The sequence below is a fragment of the Nonomuraea sp. NPDC049750 genome, from assembly GCF_040659625.1.
Taxonomy (GTDB): Bacteria; Actinomycetota; Actinomycetes; order Streptosporangiales; family Streptosporangiaceae; genus Nonomuraea.
Genome location: NZ_JBFANB010000003.1, coordinates 351231 through 372689 on the forward strand (window position 1 = coordinate 351231; position 21459 = coordinate 372689).

Here is a 21459-nt window from a genome sequence, read left to right on the forward strand (position 1 = left end):
CCGGCCTCGCCCAGCCGTAGCCGAACAGCCGCAGTTTGAAAGCTCCCTCCCTCGTGGAGGGGGCTTTCTTCTGTCTAGCTGTCCTCGATATACCCTCCATGGGTATATTTGGGAGAAAACTCGTACAGGGGTGAGCGAAGCGGTGTCGGTCGAAGGGTTCGTTGCGGACGGGTACGAAAGGGTGCGCGAGGTCTTCCAGGACTTGGTGCGCGATGGCCGGGAGACAGGAGCCGGAGTGTCGGTCTGGCGGGACGGTCGCGAGGTCGTCCGGCTGAGCGGGGGCTGGGCCGACGCTGTTCAGGGCCGTCCATGGCGGGCCGACACCCTGGTGCAGCCGTACTCCCTGTCGAAGTCGTTCGTGACGCTCGCCGCCCTGGTGGCGGTGCGTGACGGCGCGTTGGCCCTGGACGAGCCGGTATCCCGGTATTGGCCGGAGTGCGGGGTCAGCGGTAAGGAGCGCACCACGTTGCGTCAGGTGCTCACGCACCGGTCGGGGCAGCCGCGGTTCCCGGCCGAAGCCGCGGGCCTGGACCTGCTGGACGACGCCGGGCTGCGGGACAGCCTGGCGAGGGCGGCGCCGGAGTACGTCCCCGGGACGTCGCTTGGCGAGCATGCGCTGACCTACGGACATCTCGTGGACGGCATCCTGCGCGCCGGCGCCGGGACCACGCTGGGGGAGGTGTTCAACGAGAGGGTGCGGCCCGCGTTGGGGCTGGACGCCTGGTTCGGGGTGCCGGATGACGCGCTGGAGCGCGTCGCCGACCTGGAGTACGCCGACCCGGAATGGCCCCGCCAGTTGCACGCGGCGCCGTGGCTGCGGATCCCCGACGGGACCCTGGACGTCGAGCGGGCGAACTCGCGACCGTGGCGGCAGGCGGTATTCGGCGCCGTCAACCTGCACACCACGGCGACCGCCATGGCCAGGTTCTTCTCCGAGCTGACCAGCGCGGACGGCCCCGTACGCACGCTGCTCGGACCGCGGTTGCACGCCGACCTGCTGGCTTCCCAGGTCACCGACTTCGATGAGGTCTTCGGCACCAGGATCACCTGGACATTGGGCTTCGTACGAGACCGCGGCAAGATCGCCAAGGGTGGGATCGGTGGTTCGGCCGCGTGGTGGTCGCTCAAGCACGGGCACGGCTGTGCCTACCTGACGCGCCGGCTGGACGATCATTCCCGCGCCGCCGCGATCGCCGCGGCGCTGGACGACGACCTGACCGTGGTAGGCGAGGACTGACCTTCCCTAGTGCGGGACGACGCCCTCGACCAGAACCCGCCGATAGTTGGCGATGCGCTGGTCCACGCTGTCCAGGCAGCAACTGGAGCACTTCGTCTCCTCCGCGGAGGTGTAGTACAGGCAGCACGTGTCGCGCAGGTAGAACAGTCCCTTCCGGTCGTCTGCCGTGAGCCGGACGACCTTGCCCAGGCGGTCGAGGTCGATGGTGGACGCGGCCGAGAAGGTCTTGTAGGCGCTCTCCAGCTGATCGACGTCCCCGCCGCGTCTGCTGGCGATGCAGAGGGCCGCCGCGCAGCCGTGCGCCACGCCGCCATGAAGCTGCCGGAGTCCGGCTCGGGTACGAACCCGCATGGCCTGCGCGAGCGGCAGAAGATGGTCGTCCAGGACCCATTCCACCAGGGTGGTCACGGGGGCTTCCGCGACACGGGGCTCGCGCAGCCCGACCGCCTCGAAGCCGTGGTGGGGAGACAGCCGGATGGCGACGTTCCCGGGGCGCATGTCGATCACCACGCCCTCGACGGCCCAGGCCAGCACCGCGGCCGCCGTCACGGTGCCGGCGTACACCGCCATGACCGTGAGCGCGGTCGCGTGATCGGAAATCTGGCCGCTCGCCTGGCGCTCGGCTTCGAGAACCCGGCCCAGCTCCGCCGACCGCGGATCCAGCAGCCGGTCACAGGCGATCCAGTCCTCTCCTGGCGCGAGCCCCTGTTCGAGCCGGAAACGTTCGCCGAAGGACTCCAGTCGCGTGAAGACGTCTGTCACTTGCCGTCCTTGTCTTTCATGTCTGAGCGTCTTTCATGTCTGAGCCGCTTCGAGCAACCGCACGGTGTACGGGTGGGAAGGGGCGCGGGAGACGTCCTCCGAGGCGCCGTCCTCGACGACGATGCCGTTGCGCAGCACGACGATCCGGTCACAGGACTGCACCGCCTCACCGAGGTCATGGGTGACGAACAGGACCGCCAAGCCGCGCTCCGTGGCCAGAGCGCGCAGCGTGGTGGCGATGCCCGCTCGGGTGGAGACGTCCAGCATCGAGGTGGCTTCGTCGGCGATGAGGAGGATGGGGTCGGCGGCGAGCGCTCGCGCGATGGAAACGCGTTGCCGCTGTCCGCCGGACAGCTGACCCGGGAAGCGCTGCAGGAACTCGGCGGTTTCGGGCACTCCGGCAGCGGTGATGGCGTCCCGCACCCTTTGCTCTACTTTCCCGCCTTGCTCCACTTTCACGCCTTGCTCCACTTTCCCGCCGGCCAGCACCAGCGGTTCGGCTACGAGGCTCGCGACCCGCATGCCGGGATGGAGCGCGTCGTATGGGTCCTGGTGCACGAAGCCGATCCGCCGCTGGAGACGGCGCAGCGCCCGGCCGCGTCGTGCGGTCAGGTCTTCGCCGGCGATCTCGACCTGGCCCTCGGAGGGGTGGAGCAGGCCGAGGATGATCCTGGCCAGGGTGCTCTTGCCGGATCCGCTCTCGCCGACCAAGCCGACGATCTCCCCGGCGTGGATGTCGAGGTCCACGCCGCGCAGCGCTTCCACCGTTCTCGAACGGGTCCTGTACGCGTGCCGCACCTGGGTGACGCGCACCACCGGCGGTCCCTGGGCATGCTCGGCCCGCGGCACCACCGGATAGGTCGCTTCGTCCGGGTGATGGCAGGCGACCTGCGCCTCGCCGTACGGACGAAGGCGCGGTTGTTCTGAGGTGCAGCGGTCGGTGGCGAGCGGGCAGCGCGGGGCGAACCCGCAGCCGTCCGGCAGCAGGTCGAGCGCGGGTGCCGAGCCGGGGATGCTGCCCCACGGCACCTGCCGGTCGGCGACCGGTGTGGCGGTGAGCAGGCCGGTGGTGTACGGGTGGGCACGCTCGCGGGACAGTGTGCCGGCGGAGCGGACCTCGGCCAGCCGTCCCGCGTACATCACCGCGGCCCGGTCCGCGTACGGCATGAGCCCGGCCAGGTCGTGCGAGACGATCAGCGTGCTGATGGCGAGCCCGGACAACAGCGCGAGGACCTGCCGCTGGGTGATCGCGTCCAGCCCGGTGGTGGGCTCGTCGGCGATCAGCAGGCGGGGCTCGCCGGCCAGGGCCAGAGCGATCGCGACCCGCTGCCTCTGCCCGCCGGACAGTTCGTGTGGGTAGCGGCGCAGCATGCCGTGCTGGAGGCCGACGCGTTCGAGCAGGTCACCGGGCCGCGCCTGGCCGCCGTGCAAGGTGAGCATCTCGGTCAGCTGTGCTTCGATCCGGTGGACGGGGCTCAGACCGGTCATCGCGCCCTGTGGCACGATCGCCACTTGGCTGCCGCGTATGCCTCGCCAGTCGACGCGGCCGGTCAGCTCGTGCTCGCCGTCGAGCAGGGCGGAGCCGGTCACCGTGGCGGTGCGGGGGAGCAGCCCGAGGAGCGCGCGGACGAGCGAGGTCTTGCCGCAGCCGCTCTCGCCCACCAGCGCCACGATCTCGCTGTCCGCGACGTCGAGGTTGATCCCGTCCACCGCGATCAGGCCGCCGTAGCCGACTGTGAGCTCGTTCAGCGCCAGGGTCATCGGGCGGCCTCTCTCAGCGCGGGGTTGAGACGCTCCTCGACGGCGGTGCCGATGAGGGCGAGGGCGAGAACGGTGAGCGAGATCGCGGCGCCGGGCGGGAGCGCCCACCACAGCCACGCGTCCGACAGGAACACGCCGTTGGTCTGTACCCAGTACAGCGTGGTGCCCCAGCTCGGCGCCGTTGGGTCGCCGAGCCCGAGGAAGGACAGGGTGGCGTCGTAGATGACGGCCCGCATCGCCGTACGCACGAAAACGGGGATGAGCAGCGGGCCGATCAGGTAGGAGCCGTGCCGCAGGAGGAGCCACCAGCGCGGCGCTCCCATGGCGCGGGCCACCTCCAGATGTCCTCGTGACCACGCCGTCAGTACGGCGGCGCGCAGCACCCGGGCGGGGACCGGCCAGAGAATCAGTGCCAAGATCGCCACCCGCATGCCGAACGACTGGCCGAGGAAGGCCGCCGCGAGGATGTAGAGGATCAGCTCGGGCAGCACCAGCATGATGTCGGTGCCGCGCATCAGCGTGGCCGACAGCCAACGTGGCCCGATCCCGGCGGCGCCGCCGACCAGCGCGGCGAGCAGTGTGGTGGCCGCGGCGACGATGAACGCCAGGCTCAACGAGGTGCCCGCGCCCACGATGAGCTGGTCGAGCAGGTTCCTGCCCAGGTCGTCCGTGCCCAGGAGCAGCCCGCCCCCGGGAGGGGCGTACGGCTCCGCGACCCGGGCCCGGCCCGCGTCGTCGGGAAGGGTCATCCCGAACAGGGCGACCCCGAGGACGACCGTGAGGGTCCCCGCTCCGATCAGGCCCTGGACTCCGAGTAGCCGGCGGCGTGGTGCGCGTAGGAACATCATCGGCGGGCCCGGGGGTCGAGGAACGGGTACGTGGCGTCGGCCAGCGCGTTCATGAGCACGACCAGCAGCGTCAGTACCAGGAACGCGCCCTGCATCAGCGGGTAGTCACGGGCCGAGATCGCGCCGAACGTCAGCCGCCCGAGCCCGGGATAGGCGAAGACCGTCTCCACCACGATCGAGCCCGCGGCCAGGAAGCCGATCTCCATCATGAGAATCGTGTGCACGGGAAGCAGCGCCGGACGCAGCGCGTGCCGCCGGACGAGCCGCCCGTACGGTACGCCCCGGGCCTGCGCGTGCTGGATGGGTTCGCTGGTCAGCACGGTCAGCAGAGAAGAGCGGGTGTACAGGAACAGGTAACCGAGGCCGGTCAGCGTCAGCGTACTGACCGGCAGGATCAGGTGCAGCAGCACACCCTGGACGGTCACACCCTCGATTCCCGACACGCCGAAGGTCGGCAGCCACTGGAGCTGAACCCCGAACAGGACGATGAGCAACATGCCCAGCCAGAACTGGGGGAGCGAATCCAGCACGATCGCGGTGCTCAGCAGGCCGGAGCCCTTGCCTTCGCGCCTGCGCAGCGCGCCCACCACACCGAGGGTGACCCCGAGCAGCGCGGTCACCACGGTGCTGGTGCCGACCAGCAGCAGCGTCCAGGGGAGCGCCTCACCGAGCGCTTCGGTGACCGGGCGGCCGTCGGACAGCGAGGTGCCCAGGTCGAGGGTGAAGACGCCGGTGAGGTAGTCGAGGAACTGTTCGGGCAGGGGCTTGCCGAAGCCGTACTGGGTGGCGAGCTGAGCGCGTTCGTCGGCGGTGAGCCGGGCCAGCGCCTCAGGGCTGCCGAACAGCTTCAGCGGCCCGCCGGGCAGGGCCCGAGGCAGCGCGAAGTTGAGCGTGAGCGCCACCCCGAGCACCGCCGCGTACTCGCCGAACCGGCCTGCGGTGTATCTCCAGCTCATGAGAGCTGGAAATCGACGAGCGAGAACTTGTTGAGCGCCGCGGAGCCGTTCTGCCACGTCCAGCCGCTGTAGACGTCCTTGCGGAAGGCGTAGGCGCCATTGCGGTAGTACAGGGTGAGGAACGGCAGCTGCTCAGCGATCTGGGCCTGAAGCTGCTTGGCCGCCGCCGTTCTGCCTTCCATGGTGGGGGCCGAGGTCAGCGTCCGGATGACCTCGTCCACCTTGTCGTTCTTGAACCCGACCACGTTGAGCGAGCCGTCCTCCGGATCGGAGGCGAGAAGCTGGGCGATCGATCCGCTGCTCAGCATGACCGGCGCGGACCAGCCCCACATCGACATGTCATAGTTGCGGCCCTTGCTCACGTCGTAGTCGGGCCACACCTTGGCGTCCAGCGAGTCGGGGTCGAGCGCGGTCACCTTCACCGCGACGCCCACCGCCTTGAGCATGTCCCGGATCAGCTCCGCGCTGCGCAGCCGGTCGGTGGAGGTGCTCTGGACCAGCAGCTCGTACGACATCGGCTTGCCGCCGAGCACCCGGATCCCGTCGGCGCCCGGCTTGGCGCCCAGGGCGTCGAGCTCCCGTTCGGCCGCCTCGACGTCGTAGAGGGGAGCGAGCTGATCGGGCTTGACGGGCGAATCCGCGTGAATGAAGCCGGGGTTGCCGGGCGTGCCCTGACCCAGCAGCGCGGTTTTGACCAGGTCGGTCACGTCGATCGCCTTGGCCAGCGCGCGGCGTACCTCGGGCTTGTCGAACGGAGCCCGGCCGGTGTTGAAGGCCAGCAGCGTAGAGGCGAACTCGGTGCCCTTCACCACGCCGATGTTCGGCTGCTTCTCCAGCGCGGAGAGCTGTTGCGGCGGGACGATCTTGGTGGACATGTGCACTTCACCGGTCCGCAGGGCCGCGAACTGCGTTGACTCCTCCGGAATGACCACGATCTTCACGGTGTCGGCCTTCGCCTTGCCCATGGGGTAGGAGGCGTTGGCCGTCAGGGTGTAGCCGCGGGCGTTGTCATACTTGGTCAGCTTGTACGGACCCGTGCCGATCGCCTTGTCAGTCCCGGCCTCGCTGACCTTCGCCACCGATGACCACACGTGTTCGGGCAGGATCGCCATATCGGCCAAGATCCGCCGCGGGAACTCCGGGTCGGGCGCCTTGAGCATCATCGTCACCGTGTCGCCGGACACGGTTACCTTCTCGACCGGGCGTAGGTCGATCGACGAGTCGCCCTCCATGTGCTTCTTGTAGAAGTCGACGCTGAACGCGACGTCTTCGGCGGTCAGCGGTTTGCCGTCGTGCCAGGTGACGCCCTGGCGGAGCGGCATCGTGAACACCTTGTTGTCGGTGGTCCGCAGCTCCCTGGCCAGCAGCGGCGTCACCCCGTCACCTTGGACGACGACCAGCGTGTCGAAGATCAGCTTCACCAGGTTGTTGCCCGGGTAGCCGGTCTGGTTGGTGAACGGGGTCAAGGTGCCTTCGTCGGACGAGATGGCGATGGTGAGGCTCTCCGCCGCTGCCGGGGCCTTTGCGCCGGGGGGCGGCTGGCTGCCGGTGCCGCAGCCGGCCAGCGCCGTCAAGGCTGCCGCTGTAACGATCAAACTCAGAAAGCGGCGATGCACAGAAACCTCCGGGGGGTATGAGAGGTCGAGACGTCCTCGGTGTCAGGGGCGGCGTTTCAAGCGACTCTATAGGCATTTTCCGTAGATACAAGTGCCAGTTATGTAAACACCGTAATTCGCCGCAGGGGACACCCTTAGTCAGCTGACCTGCGAATATCGGGGGCCGGATGCCGATGCGGCCGCCTGCCAGGCGGCCGCATCGATGTCCACCGTCGCGCAGCGGCTCGCTGACTACGAAGGTTCGTCGTAAGTTGCCCGGAGTCCGATCAGCGGCTCGGTCAGGTCTGCTGGTAGCCGAGCAGCGTCATCATGCCGGACTCGGCGTGATAAACGTTATGGCAATGGATCATCCAGATGCCCGGGTTGCCGGCCTGGAAGTCGACGTCGAGGGTGCTGTTCGGCAGGACGATCGCCGTGTCCTTGCGGGCGCCGCTCGGCAGGGCGAAGGTGTGGCCGTGCAGGTGCATGGGGTGCCACATCATGGTGCGATTGACGAACGACAGGCGAACCCGTTCCCCGGACCGAATCGGCATGATGGTCTTGGGGTCGTACTTGCGGCCGTTGATCGCCCAGTCGTAGGCCATCATGCTGCCGGTGAGCTCCAGCTTGACGGTGCGGTCCGGCTGCTTGGCCGGCAGCCGCGCGGAATCGTCCGCCTGGAGGCCGTCATAGCGGATCACCGTGCCGTCGAGCTCGCGAGGGCGCTGGTCCGCGCGTGGAGTCGAGGACTGCTTGCTGGTACGGATCAGGGCGCGAGCGATGGCGTTCTTGCCTTCGGCCAGCGCGACAAGGGGGAAGACGCCGTCCTTGAGGGTGACGAGCACGTCGTAGCGCTCTCCCATGCCGATGAGCAGCGCATCCGTGTCGGTGTGCCGTACGGGGAAGCCGTCGGTGTGGGTGACGGTCAGGCGGTGTTCGGCCAGGGCGACGCGGAAGGCGGTGTCGCCGCCGGCGTTGATCAGGCGGATACGCAGCCGGGTGCCGGGCTTGGTGGAGAAGGTCGCCGGTTGGGTGGGGACGCGGCCGTTGAGCAGGAAGTGCGGGTAGCGGACGTCGCCCGCGTCGCCGCCGAGCAGCGGGCTCGTCGCGCCCATCAGCATGTGGCCGCCCTTGCCCGGCGAAGGGCTGGACGAGGGATCGCCGCCCATGCCGCCGTGGTTCATACCGCCCATGCCTCGGGAGAGCTCGGCCAGGACGTCCTCCGGGGTTCCGGTGACGCCGTCGAGCCAGTCGTCGAGGACGACGACCCACTCCTCGTCGTAGGCGAGCGGCTCGCGCGGGTCCTCGACGATCATCGGTGCGTACAGGCCGCGGTCGAGCTGGGTGCCGGAGTGCGGGTGGAACCAGTACGTGCCCGGGTCGGGCGCGGTGAACTCATAGACGTACTCCGTGCCCGTTTTGACCGGCTGCTGCGTGACACCCGGAACTCCGTCGGCGTCGTTGCGCAGCGCCAGGCCGTGCCAGTGGATGCTGGTGTCGGCGGGAAGCTGGTTGACCAGGCGGGCGCGTACCGTCTCGCCCGCGTTCACCCGGATCGGGGTGGCGGGGATGCGGCCGTCGTACGCCCAGGTCCGTACGGTCAGGCCGCCGAGGTCGGCCTGGGTTTCGGCGGCGACCAGGCGGAAATCCCTGACAGCGCCCGGGCGGCGGGCCTGCTCGGCGGCGCGCACCTGCGGCCCGGCCGGGGTGACGAAGGAGGTGGAGGGGTCACGGCTCGTGCCGCCACAGGCTGCGAGGACGGCCCCGCCGAGCAGGCCGAGGCCGGTTTTGAGCATGGTGCGTCGATCGATGGTCATGGTGATGCCTCGCTTGGAAGGTCGTACAGGGAAGGGATCGAGAGCTGGTCCGGGGACGCTCTAGATCCGCAACACGACCGTGCGAGTCGGCGGCGGGCCGCGCGGAACCTGTGACCAGAGCCGCAACCAGCGGCCGGTACGAGAGGGCGCGCCGGAGATGCGGCGACGGCTCGACTCCAGCCAGAGCAGGAGCACACCCATGCCGATGATCGCCAAGCACACCCAGCCCGCCATGGTGGGGTGATGGTCGGCGGGAGGCTGCCCGGTGTGGGAGAGGCCGGTGGCCTGCATGGCGGAATGGTGGGTGCTGAGAGACATGCCGGGTTCGCTGAGATGGCCCAGGGAGTGCATCGCCACGACGCCGAGCGCCAAAGCCACGAGCAACATCAGGCGCAAGACCATGCGATGTGCTCGCCTCATGCCTCCAGAATGAGCACCGTCGGAGAGCTTCCTCACTTGCATGTCAGGCGTGGCTCGGCGGCGTAGACGGTGTGGAACTTCTGCCTGCGCACTTCCTTGCCGTCCTTCTTGAAGATGCGCCAGACATCGATCGCGAAGCCCTCCGCGCCGCCCATGGGAATGCAGTCCTTGCCGGAGTCGGTGAGGGAGGGGGCGGTCTTGACGTCGTAGCGGGCCGAACTCTGGGCGGTGACGTCGTAGCGTTTGGTGCTCCAGAAGTCCACGGTGATCGACGTGCTCGTGTAGGAGGTCTTGATCAGCACGCCGTACGGGGAGTCGTTGCGCCAGCGGAAGTCCGGCTGCGGATAGGAGACGGTGGACTCGCGGCCGGCTGGATAGCGGGTGATGTAGTACTGGTGCGCCATGTGCTGCACGTCCTGGAATCCGCCGAAGAACACGGCGTTGAACATCGTGGTGGCGAACTGCGACACCCCGCCGCCGACGTCGTTGACGAACCGGTTGTTCAGGATCATCGGCGCCTCGACGAAGCCGCGCGCCTTGTCGCGCTTGCCGACCAGGCCGTTGAGCGAGAACGTCTCGCCGGGCATGACGACATGGCCGTCCACAATGTCGGCGATGCGGTGGATATTGGTCACTCGTGGCGCGCAACACGGGTAGCGGGTGGTGAAGGTGCTGACCTTCTTCTTGACCTCCAGCTTCCCGGCTTGCTCGGTGGTCAACCGGGGCTGCGCCTCGGCCACCGGTACCGTCACCTCACGCCGGCCGGCCGCCAGGGCGGCGGAGACGGCCCCGCCGAAAGCCTTCGCGTCGATGCCCCGGCCGGGACGGGCGGGGAGGACGCGCGGCTTGCCCTTCACGATCTCGAAGGAGGCGTCTTGGGGCTGATGGCTTGCCGGGACGAGTTGTTTCTGCAGGTCAGGCAGGAGTTCTCCGCTGCGGAATGAGGGGCGCAAGCTGCCTTGGCCGTCGGAGACGAAGCGAAGCCCGGCGGCCAACTGGGCGCGGGTCAGGCCGGCTTTCCTGTCGCCGTTGACCAAGGTCAGCGGACTGGCGACCGCCGCGGTGGCCAGGGAGCCCGCGACGCGACGCACCTCGGCCGACGAGATCCTGGGCGGTAGCGTGCGGAGGGGCAGCGCGACCGTAGCGCGGTTTCCCAGGAAGGCCTCGCGGACCAGCCGTGCGGCGGCGTCGCGGTCGAGGGCGCGGCCCGACTTGGCGGGGATCACCTGCGGTTCGAGGCCCTGGTAGCGCACGCCGCCCTCGCGAGGCTCGCGGTCGATTGTCTTGGCCAGAGCGGCGAGTCGGGCGGTGAGGCGGGATTCGTCGGCCGTGATCCGTGGCTGGAGCTCTCTGTCTTCGCCGAACAACGACCGGACGACTCCGGCCGGGCTGCCCGCGCCGTCGAGCGCCGCCTCGAGTGTCGCCGGGATGTCGAACCCCAGCCCGAGCTCGGCGGGGGTCAGCCGAGTCGTCTTGCCTGCCACGGACAGCGCCATCGGTCGGGTGGCCCGCTCGCCGAGCTCACGCTCCAGCCGGGCGCGAGCGTCCGCCTCCGGCAGGCCGCCGACGTCCACGCCGCCGATGCTGGTGCCGGACGGCACCTGACCCCCCAAGGCGATCGCGGGAACGGCATAAGCCGCAGCCATGACGGCGACCGCCGCGACCGCGACGAGTATCCAGCGACGTCGGCGCTTTTCCGCGCGGCCGCTCTTGGGCGCCGCCTGCTGCGCCAGAGCGGCACGCGGGCTCATCGCAAGGCCCTGCGAGATCGTGCATCGACATGGCACATGGCGAGAAGTCTAACTGCCCTACTAGCGCAAGTCGTAGATAGTTAGGAAGCCGGCCACTCGACGACCCGTTCGTTTCGTCGTGCTCTGGAGACGCCTGTCTCGGCGAACTCAGACGGTGCGAACGCAGGCGCACTGGCATGCCGCGAGAGTGCCCTCCGCAGCCTCCGCGACTTCCCGCGTGGCGACTTCGGTCCTGGCGGAAGCAGCCACCGCCGCGGCGCGGCCTCCGGCCTCGGCCTTCCTGATGCGCGGCTGGACCGCCGCTGTCGTACGCTCTCCGACCTGGACCTTCTCGTCGCGCGGCCAGACCGCCAGGGCCGTGACAGCTCCGACTGCCGCCAGGCCCGCCAGCACGGTCCAGGTGATCGTGAAGCCCGCTTGCGTGGCGACCCATCCGGCGATGGGGTAGGTGACCAGCCAGGCCAGGTGGGACAGCGAGAACTGGGCGGCGAAGACCTCGGGAATTCCGGTGGGATCGACCGCCCGGCGAAGCACCCGCCCGGTCGGCGTGACGATCAGCGCCATCCCGCCGCCGATCGCTGCCCAGGTCACCCCGGTCGGCAGTGCTGCGGCTACGCTCGCCGCGGACATCGTGACCGCCGCGCCGACCGCGATTATCAGTACGGCGGCACCGATCAGCATCACGAACCGGTCCGCCACCCGGTCCAGGACGCGCGGGAGGACGAGGGCCACCAGCAGCGTCCCCGTTCCGGACGCGGCGAGCACCCAGGCCACATCGGATTGGGCTCCGCCGAGAACGTCGCGGACGTAGTTCACGGTGTTGACGACCACGATGGAGCCGACGGCGGCGACTACGAGGTTCAGTGCCATGACGCCGCGCAGGCTCGGGGTGGCCGCGAAGGTGCGGATCCCCGCCACGGCCCGGTCCCAGGCGTTCGTGTGTGAACTGGGTCGCGCGTTGGGGATGCGCGTGGACAGGACCAGCAGCGCGGACACGGCGAACCCGACGGAAGTGCCGATGAACAGCAGGTTGAACGACATGAAGGTGAGTGCCACAGCCGCGAGCACGGGGCTCAACAGGCTCTCCATGGTGTAGGCCACCTGCGATGCCGACAGGGCGCGGGTGTAGTCGGCCTCCTTGGTCACGATGTCGGGGATGACCGCCTGAAACGTCGGGGTGAACGCCGCTGACGCGGTCTGGAGAACCCCGATCAGGACGTAGATGTGCCACACCTCGGTGACGAACGGCAGCGCGATCACCACCAGAGCGCGCACCGCGTCGAGGATCGTCAGAAATCGACGTCTGGGCAGCCGATCGACGTACGCGGCCGCGAGTGGTGCGACGACCACGTACGCGACCATCTTGATCGTCAGTGCGGTGGCGAGAACCGCACCGGCACGCGGACCTGCGAGCTCGTACGCGAGCAGCCCCAGCGCGACGGTGGCCAAACCGGTACCGAACAGCGCGATGACTTGAGCGCTGAACAGCCGCCGGTAGTCGCGAATCGCGAACAATCCCATGTCCGTCTCCTCCCGGGCAACCGCGGTCACCATCGAGCTATATACCCCTCTGGGGTATCAACATCGAGAGTGTTCTATACAAGGCGGGGGTATATGTCAACCTACGAATTCGAGCTCGGCAACCTCTTCTCCGACACCGACGGCGGGAAGGAGGAAGGGGCGTGAGACCGCTCCGGTCAAACAGCCGGCGATGGGTCAGTTCGCCGGGGCGAAGGCCGTGGTGAAGGTTTTGCCGCCGTCCTTGGACTCCAGGACGGTGCCGTCTTCAAGGGCGGCCAGCAGGCGTTGACGGTCCACGGCCGTGAACGCGGTGGCCTGGCCGGGTAGCTTGCCGACGGCGGTCCAGGTCTTGCCGGCGTCCTGGCTGGTGTGGATGCGGCCGTCGGCCCCCGCGCCCACGATCAGGCCGGTGGCCAGGACGTCCACATGGCTGAGCAGCGGAGCCGTCGTCACCTCGACGAAGTTCACGCCGCCGTCCTCGCTCACCTTCAGGCCTTCCGGGGTGGTCGCGTACAGGCGGGTGGGCTCGTTGGCGCTCACGCCCAGGTCGAGGATCTTGTCTTCGGCGCCTTGCGTCCAGGTGGCGCCGCCGTCTCCGCTGCGCCAGACCTTCGAGGTCTGGCTGTCGAAGGCGTACAGGTTCTCGCCGGCGAGTTGGAGGGAGTGGAAGTCGGCGGAGCCGTCCTGCGAGATCGTCTTCCAGGTGAGCCCCGCGTCGGTGGAGCGGACCAGTCCGAGGTGCGGCGGACGATCCGAGGAGACGTCCTCGGCGGCGGGATGGCCGCTGGCCAGGAAGGTCTTGGGGCCGGTGATCGTGAAGCCCATGTGGTCCTGGTCCCGGTCGGCGACGCGGGCGACGGTGGTCGAGGAGGTGACCGTGAACAGCCCGTAATGCCCGGCGACGTAGAGGACGCCATCGGCCGGATCGACGCCGACGCCGTGGACGTGGCCGACCCCGAGGTCCGGCGACCCGCTCGTTCCGCCGTGCTCCGGAGCCGCCTGTCCGCACGCGACCAAGGCGAAGCTCAGTGCGGCTGCCGAAAGCAGCCGCCGACCCACATGTTGCATGGCCGAATACTACTATTGGCTATCGTAGATAGCGTCCTTGGGTCACCCGACAGTGTTCAGGTGGTCACCCGCGGCGGTGGCGCGCTTGAGGCGGATCAGGTCCTTGGGGGCATTGACGGCGACGGCGCCGACGAGCACGCCGCTCCTGGCGAAGGCGATCGCGAATCGGTTCTCGTCCGGCTCCCCGGTTACCAGGCGGCTCTCGTCGGCCAGGTGCGGCAGTCCGGCGGTCTGGATGCGGGCGCCGTGCATGTGGGTGGCGAAGGAGGGGAGGTCGGCGTACGGCTTGGCGTTCTCCGGGCCGGCAAGGAGGTTGAGGGCGGCGAGGGCGCCCTGGTCGTTGGCGTTCGCCCAGTGCTCGACGCGTACGAGTTCGCCGCCGAACAGGCCGTGCGGCCAGCGCGCGACGTCGCCCGCCGCCACCACGTTGTCGGCGGCGTACAGGGTCTCGTCGCACACCACGCCGTCACTCAGCGTCAGGCCGCTGCCCTCCAGCCAGGTGGTGTTCGGAGTGACGCCCATGCCCGCGATGACCAGGTCGGCGGGCAGCGTCCGGCCGTCGCCCAACCGCACGCTCGTCACCCGGCCGTTGCCCTCGAAACCGGTCACGCGCGTGTCGCCGACCAGCTCGACGCCGTTGTCGCGGTGGTGGCGTGCGAGCCAGCGCGCCGTTTCGGCGCCCAGGACATTCGTCATGGGGTACGGGGAGGCGTCGACGAGGGTGACGCTCAGACCAAGGGCGCGGACGGTCGAGGCCACCTCGCCGCCGATGAAACCGCCGCCGATGACCACGACGCGCTCGTGCCCGGCCTGTAGCTCGGCGCGCAGGGCCAGGGCGTCTTCGATGGTGCGAAGGGTGCGGACGCCGTCGGGGTGGTCGGGCAGGCGGCGCGGGCGGGCGCCGGTGGCGATGACAAGCCCGTCGTAACCGAGCTCGGTGTCGTCGTCCAAGGTGAGGCGCCGGGCGGAGGTGTCCAGACGCACCGCTTGGCGGCCCTTCAGCCACTGGTCGCCGAGCTCATCGGCGCCGGGCAGGGTGATCTCTTCGTCGCCCCTCAGCATGCTCTTGGACAGGGGCGGGCGGTTGTAGGGCAGGTGGCGCTCGGCACCGATCAGGGTGATGTCGCCCGCGAAGCCCTCCCGCCTGAGCGTCTGCACGGCACGCAGGCCGGCCAGGGAGGCACCGACGACGGCAACGGTGTTCAGCGTTCTCATGGTCGCGGACTATACCTATAGGGGGTATATGATGCAAAATACCCCCAGGGGGCTTAACCGAACCAGGAGGAGATGTCATGAGCAGCACGTACAAGGTGAGCGGAATGACCTGCGGCGGATGCGCGGGCAAGGTGAAGTCGGAGATCTCCAAGGTGGACGGGGTCACCGACGTTGAGGTGGACCTGACCAGCGGCACGGTCACCGTGGCCGGAACCGCCGAAGAAGCCCTGCTTCGCGATGCCGTCGAAGAGGCGGGCTACGAACTGACCGCCGTTTGATCGGACCGTCCTCGGCTCGTTGGTGAACGGCAGACCGGCCCGGGCGCGCCAAAGCGCCAGGGCCGGTCTCAACTGGTCACCGCCAGCGGACGAACGCCACCATGATGCCCATCGCGCTGTCATAGGCGGCCGGCTCGTTGTACTGGGTGTGCACCCGGATCCGGTCGCCGAGAGAGAAGGACAGGTTCGGTTCACAGGGGCTGAAGTCCGATACCGATCCCATGTACGCCATCAGCGGTGCGTTGGGATGCCCATCCGTGGTCACGGTGTTCGCGCTCGCCGGATGCTCGTCCGTACCGGCTCCCGGTCCCGCCGGCACGTCCATGGATTCCGGCGCGTACCCCGCGACTGACGTGCAGAAGTAGCGGTTCTTGGTCGCGTTCTCCAGGGACACGCTGATGCTGTGGTCGTGGGCGTGGCCGCCGACCGCCACCAGGGTCCCGGCGCGCGCCACGATCGTGGTCCAGTGGGAGTCGGAGTAGCCGGCCGCGAAGAAGTGTTCGTTGCCGCCTTGGAGCAGGCCGAGCCGGTTGATCGAGTCTCCCAGGCCGGGTGGGCAGGTGGCGTCCCAGCGGCTGAAGTTGACGGTTGACGGCGTGGTGGAGCATGCCGCCGGTGTCCATGTTGACGCCGGTGTTCGTCCCGGCGAAGACGAGGTCGGGCATGATGCCGGTGATGTAGCAGTTCTCGCACGGCTTGGCGATCTTCATGCTGCGGCAGCTGGTGATGATGTCGATGAGCGGGTTGCAGTTGCCGTCGAGCGCGATCTCGTTCTTGATCTCGCCCACCTTGCCGCCGGACATGGCGGGAATGGTGATGGGGCCCCAGCGGACGGTCGTGACGTTCTGACCGGCGGGCGGATTCCAGGCGGGGGGCTCGTACGACGCCGCGCCGGCCCTGACAGGCGCGGACATCACCACCAGGAGGAGCACGCTGACCAGCACGACGAGGGTGCGATTTCGCATGTGCGTCTCCCTTGTTTCAGCCAGGAAGTATGAGCCTGCTCAGCGGTTGCCGTTCAGGCCGAAGGCGACGAAATCGGAGAGGAACTGCTTGATCTGCCGGCGGGAGTACCAGTCGGGGTGCTCCAGCCAGAGGGCGGCGATGTGCTGGTTCAGGGCGAGCATGGCCTGCGGGAGAAGGTCCGGGTCGTCGCGGCGGATCGCCCCAGATCTCCCCCGCGGCAGCGAGCAACCGCCGCTGGACCTCGGGGTTCTCAGTGGCCAGCCGCCGTCGTCCGCGCCGCTCGCGGCGCACAGGTTTGACGTCCATAGCGTGAGAATGGGGTCGGTGAATTGGTGTTAATTCACCGACTCATGGTCGTCAATCCCCTTTGATGGGATTGCTGCGCTGGCCATTCCTACTATCTATCATCGTAGTTATGGCTGATACGGCGTCGTGGACGGGAGCGGTGTGGCTGCGGCCGGGCGCTTTGGTGTACATCGGCAGGCTCGGCGACGCGCGCGCTCACGCGCATGCCGCCGTGCAACTGCTTGTCGTCAGCTCCGGCCGCGTCATCCTCACCGACGAGCGGGCAGCCGAGAGGAGCGTGTCGGCAGTGGCGATACCCGCCGGTGTCCCGCACGCCATGCGCGCCGAGGACGCGTTCGGAGCGTCCGTCTATCTCGATCCGGCTCTTCTGGAGAACGAAGGGGAGAGCCTGGTGGCCGGCCTGCTGGCGCTTCCGGTTGATGAGAAGTTCGCCGATGCGGCGCTGGCGTTGCTGAGCGAGGTGCGCGCCGCCTGTCCGGATCGGGTGGTCCGGCAGGTGATGGAGCTGGTCGGGCGGGGCATCGCCGGTCCTTTGCGGCTGCGCGACCTGGCGGCGCGGGTGGCCCTGTCGCCGAGCAGGCTGGGGCATCTGTTCAGTGAGCAATGGGGGTTGCCGTTCACGGCGTACGTACGGTGGGCGCGGCTGCGCGCGGCGATGGACACCGTACGCGCGGGTGGCTCGCTGACAGATGCCGCGCACGCCGCCGGGTTCACCGACGGCGCCCATCTGACCCGGGTGACGCATGCCATGTTCGGACTGGCACCCTCGGTGCTGGCTCGCGGGATGAGCTGGGAGTGAAGGTCAGCCGCTCCGTACAAGCAATCGAGGAGGCGGCGGGGCCAGGCTGACGGCATGACTGATGACATGCCGGACGACGGAGCGCCACAGCGCCTTTTTCCCGCTGCGGTCGTCCTCGTGGTGGCGGCCGGCTTTACCTCGCTGTTCGCCACGTATTGGGACGATGCCTGGCACACCGATATCGGCAGGGACGACGCGCTGATACCGCCGCACCTGCTGCTGTATGGAGCAGTGGCCGTCGTGGGGCTGACAGTGGCGGGCTGGGGTCTGCTCACGCTGTGGCGTACGCGATCGCTGATCGCCGTGCTGAGACAACCTCCGCTGCTCATCGCCGCTGTCGGCGGCGTGGCCACGCTGGCGTCCGCGCCCGTCGACGCACTCTGGCACGACGCCTTCGGCCGGGATTCGGTGCTGTGGAGCCCGAGCCACATGCTGACCGTGTTCAGCACACTGGCCCTGATCGGCGGGGTGCTCGCGGGCATGCGGCCGGACAGCCCTCGACCGCTGTGGTGGGCCGGCGGGGCATTGCTGCTGGGCAGCGCTGTCACGTCGGTGATGGAGTTCGAGACGGACGTGCCGCAGTTCTCCGAGGTGCTGTACTTCCCTGTGCTGCTGGTCGGCTCGATGTACGCGGCCGTGCTGCTGCGGTCGCTGGCACCGCGCCGGCGGCTCGTGGCGGGAGCGGTCGGCGTCTACGTGCTCGCGCGGCTGGTGATCACCGGGCTGCTGCTGGCCCTCGGACGTACCAGCCCCGACCTTCCGCTGGCCGTCGTCGGTCTGGCGGTGATCGACCTGCCGTGGCGGCGGCCCATGACCGCTTACGCGGCAGGAGCGGCGGGGGCCGCCGTCACTTCCTACCTGTCCTCCGTGCTGGGCATCGGCAGTGTCAGTCCCGACGCCGTGCTCGTGCCCGCGTTGGTGGTGGCCGCCCTCGGCGCGGTTGTGATCTTGGGGGAGCGCCGAATGCGTGGCGCGGTCGCGGTCGTCGCGCTGCTGCTGCCGCTCGGTCTGACCGTCCTGGATCCACCGCCTGCTTCGGCGCACGATCCCGGACAGGGGCAGGTTATCGCTACGGCCGTGCTGACCGGCACCCCGGACGGCTCCGGGGGGATGACGCTCACGGTCGAGGGGTGTGGGGGTATGACGCCGCTCAGAGTGGTCGCTCGCCGGGCCGGAGAGGAGATCGCCGGTCCGCTTGGTTCGACACCTGGCGGATGCCGTGGCCAGGTACGCGTCGACCAGGAGGGCCGGTGGTTCCTGTACGCGGAGATGCGTTATCGGGGCGGCGTGGTCGAGGCCTGGCTCTCGATTGATCGCGAGGTCGTGCGGCAGAGACGTGACATCTACCTTCCAGCAGGTCAGGCGGTAGTGACCGGCGGGCAGATCGCGGCGGGCGCCGGCTTGTATCTGGCCGGGCTGGTCATGCTGTCACTGACCGTGTACCTGGCCGGACGAAGCCGCGAGTGATGTTGATCGGAGGTCGGCTTCGGCGGTCACCGGTGGGGCGTACCGCTGTTCGAGCTTGGCGAGCTTCCAGTACGCGACACTGCCCAGCCAGGTCAGGAGGAAGACGCCGACGATCCCGTACCCGATCGTGTTGAGGTCGATGGCGGCAAGAGCGGCCCACGGCTGACGGTCGGCCAGGCCGAGTTGGTCGGCGAGGATGCCGAGCAGTTCGACGGTGCCGACGGCGAAGGCGACGAAGATGGACAGGCCGGTGGTGGAGAGGTTGTAGTAGATCTTGCGGAGCGGGTTGCTGAAGGCCCAGTTGTAGGCGTGGGCCATGAACGCGCCGTCGAGGGTGTCCCACAGCGACATGCCCGCGGCGAAGATCAACGGCAGTGAGATGATGGCCAGCGGAGGGAGTTGACCGCCCGCGGCCGCTCCGGCGGAGACGCCGATCAGGCCGACCTGGGTGGCGGTGTCGAAGCCGAGCCCGAACAGCAGGCCGACCGGGTAGATGTGCCAGCCGGCGCTGATCAGCCGGGTGTAGCGGCCTTTGAGCAGGCGGTTCAGCAGGCCGCGTTCGGCCAGCAGGCGTTCGAGCCGCTCCGGTTCGTAGGCGCCTTGGCGTACCTGTCGCCACATCTTCCAGATGCCGGCGAAGATGACCAGGTTCAGCCCGGCCACCAGGTAGAGGAAGGCACCTGAGACGGTCGTGCCGATGATGCCACCGATGTCGGCGAACGAGCTCTGGAACCGCACGGCCGCCTGCGTGGCGAACGCGACCGCCACCGACAGTGCCAGCACGACGGTGGAGTGGCCGAGCGAGAAGAACAGCCCCACGCCCTGCGAGGGCCGGCCCTTCTGCAGCAGGAGCCGGGTGGTGTCGTCGATGGCGGCGATGTGGTCGGCGTCGAAGGCATGGCGCATGCCGAGCAGGTAGACGATCCCGGCGGCGGAGGCGAAGACGAGCTGGCCGCGGCCGTCGGTCAGGTTGTGGTAGGCGGGCTGGGCGTTGTAGTAGGCGAACAGCCCGAACCCCGCGACGTGGAGAGCGGCGACCACGCCGAGCAGGGGGATCAGGCGTAGGACGTCGGTCCGGGTGAATCGCCGGCTGCTGGTCTGCATGGAAGCCCTTCATCGCTTTTGCACAAATCTAGCAACTGCAGAATATTTGCTACTAGATGGCATAGCAGATGAAGCGGTGCTCGCGGTGCCCGGGGTCAGCTCCCCGGGCACCGCGAGGTCGATTACGTTCGCTCCACGTTCTCGGGTGAAGGGCGGCCGTTGTGCGAAGGGCCAATGAGGCGCAGGAACGCCTGTACGCGGGGATGTGCGGGCGCGGTGAAGAAGTGCTGCGGGGGAGCCTCTTCGATGACGTTCCCGCCGTCCATGAACACCACCCGGTCGGCCACATCGCGGGCGAAGGCGGTCTCGTGCGTCACGATGACCATGGTCATCCCGTTTCCGGCCAGGTCACGGATGACCTGCAGGACCTCGGCGTGCAATTCGGGGTCCAGTGCGGAGGTGGGCTCGTCGAACAGGATGACCTGCGGCTCCATCGCCAGTGCCCGGGCGATGGCGACGCGTTGCTTCTGGCCGCCGGACAGCGTGGCGGGGTAGCAGTCGCACTTGTCGCCGAGGCCCACCAGCGCGAGCAGCCGCCGGGCGAGCTCGGTCGCCTCGGCGCGGGGCACGTTCCGTACGGAGATCGGGCCTTCCATGACGTTCTGCAGCGCCGTCAGGTGCGGGAAGAGATTGAACTGCTGGAACACCATCGCCGAATGCCGACGGATCTCGCGGATCCGGGCGGCCCTGGCGCGACGCCCGCCCTGGCGCGTGCCACAGTCGACGTGGTTGCCGCACAGGCGGACGGTGCCGGAGTCGGGCTCTTCCAGCAGGTTGAGGCAGCGGATCAGGGTGGTCTTGCCGGAGCCGGACGGGCCCATGACCACCACGACCTCGCCCGGCCGCACGTCGAGGTCGATGCCCTTGAGCACCTCGTTGTCACCGAAGCGCTTGGTCAGCCCGCGCACGCTCACGATGAGTTCTGAGCTGGTCATGCGTAGGCCTTTCTCATCCGGCGTTCGAGAGCCTGCTGGCCGACCTGCAGGAGGGTGTTGATCAGCCAGTACATGAGTCCGACGATCAGCAGCGCGTCCATGTAGCGGAAGGTGGAGGTGCCGATGCCCTCGGCCACCCTGGTCAGCTCCACCACGGTGACCGCGGAGGCCAGGGAGGTGTCCTTCATCAGGGCGATGAACCGGCTGCCCACGGGTGGCAGGGCGATCCTGATGGCCTGGGGGAAGATGACGCGACGCAGCGTCTTCCCGTACGGCATGGCCATCGAGGCCGCCGCCTCCCACTGTCCCTTGTCGACGCCGAGGATCCCTGCGCGGAAGTTCTCACTGAGGTAGGCGGCGGTGAACAGGGTGAAGGCGATGATCGCCGACGGGATGGGCGGAATCTCCAGGCCGATCTGCGGCAGCCCGAAGTAGATGATCATGATCTGGATCAGCAGCGGCGTGCCGCGGAAGACCGAGACGTACGCGGTCGCCACGGCGGAGAGGACGCGGTTGCCGGAGATCTTCGCCAGCGTGATCGCAGCACCGAGGACGCTGCCCAGGATGAAGGAGACCACACCGAGGAGAAGGGTGATCACCATGCCGGTGAGGAGATCGGGAAAGGAGTCGACCAGTAGATCCATGAGTACCTT

21 protein-coding genes are annotated in these 21459 nt (G+C 68.7%); 5 read left to right on the forward strand and 16 right to left on the reverse strand.

Going from position 1 to position 21459, the window contains the following annotated elements:
- The first annotated feature begins 130 nt into the window (after positions 1–130).
- Positions 131–1237 (forward strand): serine hydrolase domain-containing protein, encoded by a 1107-nt coding sequence (locus tag AB0J16_RS10130; protein ID WP_358536776.1) that lies wholly within the window; start codon positions 131–133, stop codon positions 1235–1237.
- Between the two features lie 6 nt (positions 1238–1243).
- Here AB0J16_RS10130 and AB0J16_RS10135 read toward each other — a convergent pair whose 3' ends face one another.
- The 11 genes from AB0J16_RS10135 to AB0J16_RS10185 form a co-directional block, all read right to left on the reverse strand.
- Positions 1244–1999: a (2Fe-2S)-binding protein gene (locus tag AB0J16_RS10135; RefSeq protein WP_358536778.1), complete on the reverse strand. Its 756-nt coding sequence runs from the start codon at positions 1997–1999 to the stop codon at positions 1244–1246.
- 33 nt (positions 2000–2032) lie between these two features.
- Positions 2033–3760: an ABC transporter ATP-binding protein gene (locus tag AB0J16_RS10140; RefSeq protein WP_358536781.1), complete on the reverse strand. Its 1728-nt coding sequence runs from the start codon at positions 3758–3760 to the stop codon at positions 2033–2035.
- On the reverse strand, positions 3757–4608 hold the full coding sequence (locus AB0J16_RS10145; RefSeq protein WP_358536783.1) for an ABC transporter permease: 852 nt from the start codon (positions 4606–4608) through the stop codon (positions 3757–3759). The genes AB0J16_RS10140 and AB0J16_RS10145 overlap by 4 nt, the downstream gene beginning before the upstream one ends.
- Positions 4605–5564, reverse strand: a complete 960-nt coding sequence (locus AB0J16_RS10150; protein WP_358536786.1) for an ABC transporter permease — start codon at positions 5562–5564, stop codon at positions 4605–4607. Before AB0J16_RS10150 ends, AB0J16_RS10145 begins: the two co-directional genes overlap by 4 nt.
- Positions 5561–7138 carry an ABC transporter substrate-binding protein gene (locus AB0J16_RS10155; protein WP_358536789.1) on the reverse strand — a complete coding sequence of 526 codons (1578 nt, stop codon included), beginning with the start codon at positions 7136–7138 and terminating at the stop codon, positions 5561–5563. Before AB0J16_RS10155 ends, AB0J16_RS10150 begins: the two co-directional genes overlap by 4 nt.
- 320 nt (positions 7139–7458) lie before the next feature.
- Entirely contained in the window at positions 7459–8976 is a 1518-nt protein-coding gene (locus AB0J16_RS10160; protein WP_358536792.1) for a multicopper oxidase family protein, read from the reverse strand.
- A 60-nt stretch (positions 8977–9036) separates the two neighbouring features.
- Complete coding sequence (locus tag AB0J16_RS10165) at positions 9037–9396, reverse strand: hypothetical protein (RefSeq protein ID WP_358536793.1); 360 nt, start codon at positions 9394–9396, stop codon at positions 9037–9039.
- Positions 9397–9428: 32 nt separating this feature from the next.
- Positions 9429–11147 carry a VanW family protein gene (locus AB0J16_RS10170; RefSeq protein WP_358536796.1) on the reverse strand — a complete coding sequence of 573 codons (1719 nt, stop codon included), beginning with the start codon at positions 11145–11147 and terminating at the stop codon, positions 9429–9431.
- 147 nt (positions 11148–11294) lie between these two features.
- A complete protein-coding gene (locus AB0J16_RS10175; protein WP_358536798.1) occupies positions 11295–12668 on the reverse strand; it encodes an MFS transporter in 1374 nt (457 codons plus the stop codon).
- A 195-nt stretch (positions 12669–12863) separates the two neighbouring features.
- On the reverse strand, positions 12864–13736 hold the full coding sequence (locus AB0J16_RS10180; RefSeq protein WP_358536801.1) for a F510_1955 family glycosylhydrolase: 873 nt from the start codon (positions 13734–13736) through the stop codon (positions 12864–12866).
- A 42-nt stretch (positions 13737–13778) separates the two neighbouring features.
- Positions 13779–14951 (reverse strand): FAD-dependent oxidoreductase, encoded by a 1173-nt coding sequence (locus AB0J16_RS10185; protein WP_358536803.1) that lies wholly within the window; start codon positions 14949–14951, stop codon positions 13779–13781.
- Between the two features lie 77 nt (positions 14952–15028).
- On the opposite strand from AB0J16_RS10185, the gene AB0J16_RS10190 reads away from it, so the two are divergent.
- Entirely contained in the window at positions 15029–15229 is a 201-nt protein-coding gene (locus AB0J16_RS10190; protein WP_358536805.1) for a heavy metal-associated domain-containing protein, read from the forward strand.
- A 76-nt stretch (positions 15230–15305) separates the two neighbouring features.
- Here the strand turns inward: AB0J16_RS10190 and AB0J16_RS10195 are convergent, their stop codons facing one another.
- On the reverse strand, positions 15306–15683 hold the full coding sequence (locus AB0J16_RS10195; protein WP_358536807.1) for a hypothetical protein: 378 nt from the start codon (positions 15681–15683) through the stop codon (positions 15306–15308).
- A gap of 254 nt (positions 15684–15937) precedes the next feature.
- Here AB0J16_RS10195 and AB0J16_RS10200 point away from each other — a divergent pair, with 254 nt between their 5' ends.
- Entirely contained in the window at positions 15938–16078 is a 141-nt protein-coding gene (locus tag AB0J16_RS10200) for a hypothetical protein (RefSeq protein WP_358536809.1), read from the forward strand.
- Between the two features lie 155 nt (positions 16079–16233).
- On the opposite strand, the gene AB0J16_RS10205 is transcribed toward AB0J16_RS10200, so the two are convergent.
- Positions 16234–16356: a hypothetical protein gene (locus tag AB0J16_RS10205; protein WP_358536811.1), complete on the reverse strand. Its 123-nt coding sequence runs from the start codon at positions 16354–16356 to the stop codon at positions 16234–16236.
- A 254-nt stretch (positions 16357–16610) separates the two neighbouring features.
- On the opposite strand from AB0J16_RS10205, the gene AB0J16_RS10210 reads away from it, so the two are divergent.
- Together AB0J16_RS10210 and AB0J16_RS10215 are read left to right on the forward strand one after the other, a co-directional pair.
- Complete coding sequence (locus tag AB0J16_RS10210) at positions 16611–17300, forward strand: helix-turn-helix transcriptional regulator (protein ID WP_358536814.1); 690 nt, start codon at positions 16611–16613, stop codon at positions 17298–17300.
- A 54-nt stretch (positions 17301–17354) separates the two neighbouring features.
- Positions 17355–18767: a hypothetical protein gene (locus AB0J16_RS10215; protein ID WP_358536816.1), complete on the forward strand. Its 1413-nt coding sequence runs from the start codon at positions 17355–17357 to the stop codon at positions 18765–18767.
- Here the strand turns inward: AB0J16_RS10215 and AB0J16_RS10220 are convergent.
- The 3 genes from AB0J16_RS10220 to AB0J16_RS10230 all read right to left on the reverse strand — a co-directional run bounded on the left by AB0J16_RS10220 (position 18729) and on the right by AB0J16_RS10230 (position 21450).
- On the reverse strand, positions 18729–19871 hold the full coding sequence (locus AB0J16_RS10220) for a HoxN/HupN/NixA family nickel/cobalt transporter (protein WP_358536818.1): 1143 nt from the start codon (positions 19869–19871) through the stop codon (positions 18729–18731). The two genes, AB0J16_RS10215 and AB0J16_RS10220, sit on opposite strands and share 39 nt — an antisense overlap.
- A gap of 122 nt (positions 19872–19993) precedes the next feature.
- Positions 19994–20788, reverse strand: coding sequence for an amino acid ABC transporter ATP-binding protein (locus AB0J16_RS10225; RefSeq protein ID WP_358537554.1), 795 nt, complete (start codon positions 20786–20788; stop codon positions 19994–19996).
- Positions 20789–20802: 14 nt separating this feature from the next.
- The gene (locus AB0J16_RS10230; protein ID WP_358536821.1) at positions 20803–21450 is read right to left on the reverse strand and encodes an amino acid ABC transporter permease; all 648 of its coding nucleotides are present in this window, start codon (positions 21448–21450) and stop codon (positions 20803–20805) included.
- Positions 21451–21459: the final 9 nt, after the last annotated feature.

What these genes read in the sequence shown, in the direction of transcription:
- AB0J16_RS10140 (WP_358536781.1), bottom strand. Translation starts at nt 3,760, where the DNA reads ATGACCCTGGCGCTGAACGAGCTCACAGTCGGCTACGGCGGCCTGATC.
- AB0J16_RS10145 (WP_358536783.1), bottom strand. Translation starts at nt 4,608, where the DNA reads ATGATGTTCCTACGCGCACCACGCCGCCGGCTACTCGGAGTCCAGGGC.
- AB0J16_RS10150 (WP_358536786.1), bottom strand. Translation starts at nt 5,564, where the DNA reads ATGAGCTGGAGATACACCGCAGGCCGGTTCGGCGAGTACGCGGCGGTG.
- AB0J16_RS10160 (WP_358536792.1), bottom strand. Translation starts at nt 8,976, where the DNA reads ATGACCATCGATCGACGCACCATGCTCAAAACCGGCCTCGGCCTGCTC.
- AB0J16_RS10165 (WP_358536793.1), bottom strand. Translation starts at nt 9,396, where the DNA reads ATGAGGCGAGCACATCGCATGGTCTTGCGCCTGATGTTGCTCGTGGCT.
- AB0J16_RS10170 (WP_358536796.1), bottom strand. Translation starts at nt 11,147, where the DNA reads ATGAGCCCGCGTGCCGCTCTGGCGCAGCAGGCGGCGCCCAAGAGCGGC.
- AB0J16_RS10175 (WP_358536798.1), bottom strand. Translation starts at nt 12,668, where the DNA reads ATGGGATTGTTCGCGATTCGCGACTACCGGCGGCTGTTCAGCGCTCAA.
- AB0J16_RS10180 (WP_358536801.1), bottom strand. Translation starts at nt 13,736, where the DNA reads ATGCAACATGTGGGTCGGCGGCTGCTTTCGGCAGCCGCACTGAGCTTC.
- AB0J16_RS10185 (WP_358536803.1), bottom strand. Translation starts at nt 14,951, where the DNA reads ATGAGAACGCTGAACACCGTTGCCGTCGTCGGTGCCTCCCTGGCCGGC.
- AB0J16_RS10190 (WP_358536805.1), top strand. Translation starts at nt 15,029, where the DNA reads ATGAGCAGCACGTACAAGGTGAGCGGAATGACCTGCGGCGGATGCGCG.
- AB0J16_RS10200 (WP_358536809.1), top strand. Translation starts at nt 15,938, where the DNA reads ATGCTGCGGCAGCTGGTGATGATGTCGATGAGCGGGTTGCAGTTGCCG.
- AB0J16_RS10205 (WP_358536811.1), bottom strand. Translation starts at nt 16,356, where the DNA reads ATGCTCGCCCTGAACCAGCACATCGCCGCCCTCTGGCTGGAGCACCCC.
- AB0J16_RS10210 (WP_358536814.1), top strand. Translation starts at nt 16,611, where the DNA reads ATGGCTGATACGGCGTCGTGGACGGGAGCGGTGTGGCTGCGGCCGGGC.
- AB0J16_RS10215 (WP_358536816.1), top strand. Translation starts at nt 17,355, where the DNA reads ATGACTGATGACATGCCGGACGACGGAGCGCCACAGCGCCTTTTTCCC.
- AB0J16_RS10220 (WP_358536818.1), bottom strand. Translation starts at nt 19,871, where the DNA reads ATGCAGACCAGCAGCCGGCGATTCACCCGGACCGACGTCCTACGCCTG.
- AB0J16_RS10230 (WP_358536821.1), bottom strand. Translation starts at nt 21,450, where the DNA reads ATGGATCTACTGGTCGACTCCTTTCCCGATCTCCTCACCGGCATGGTG.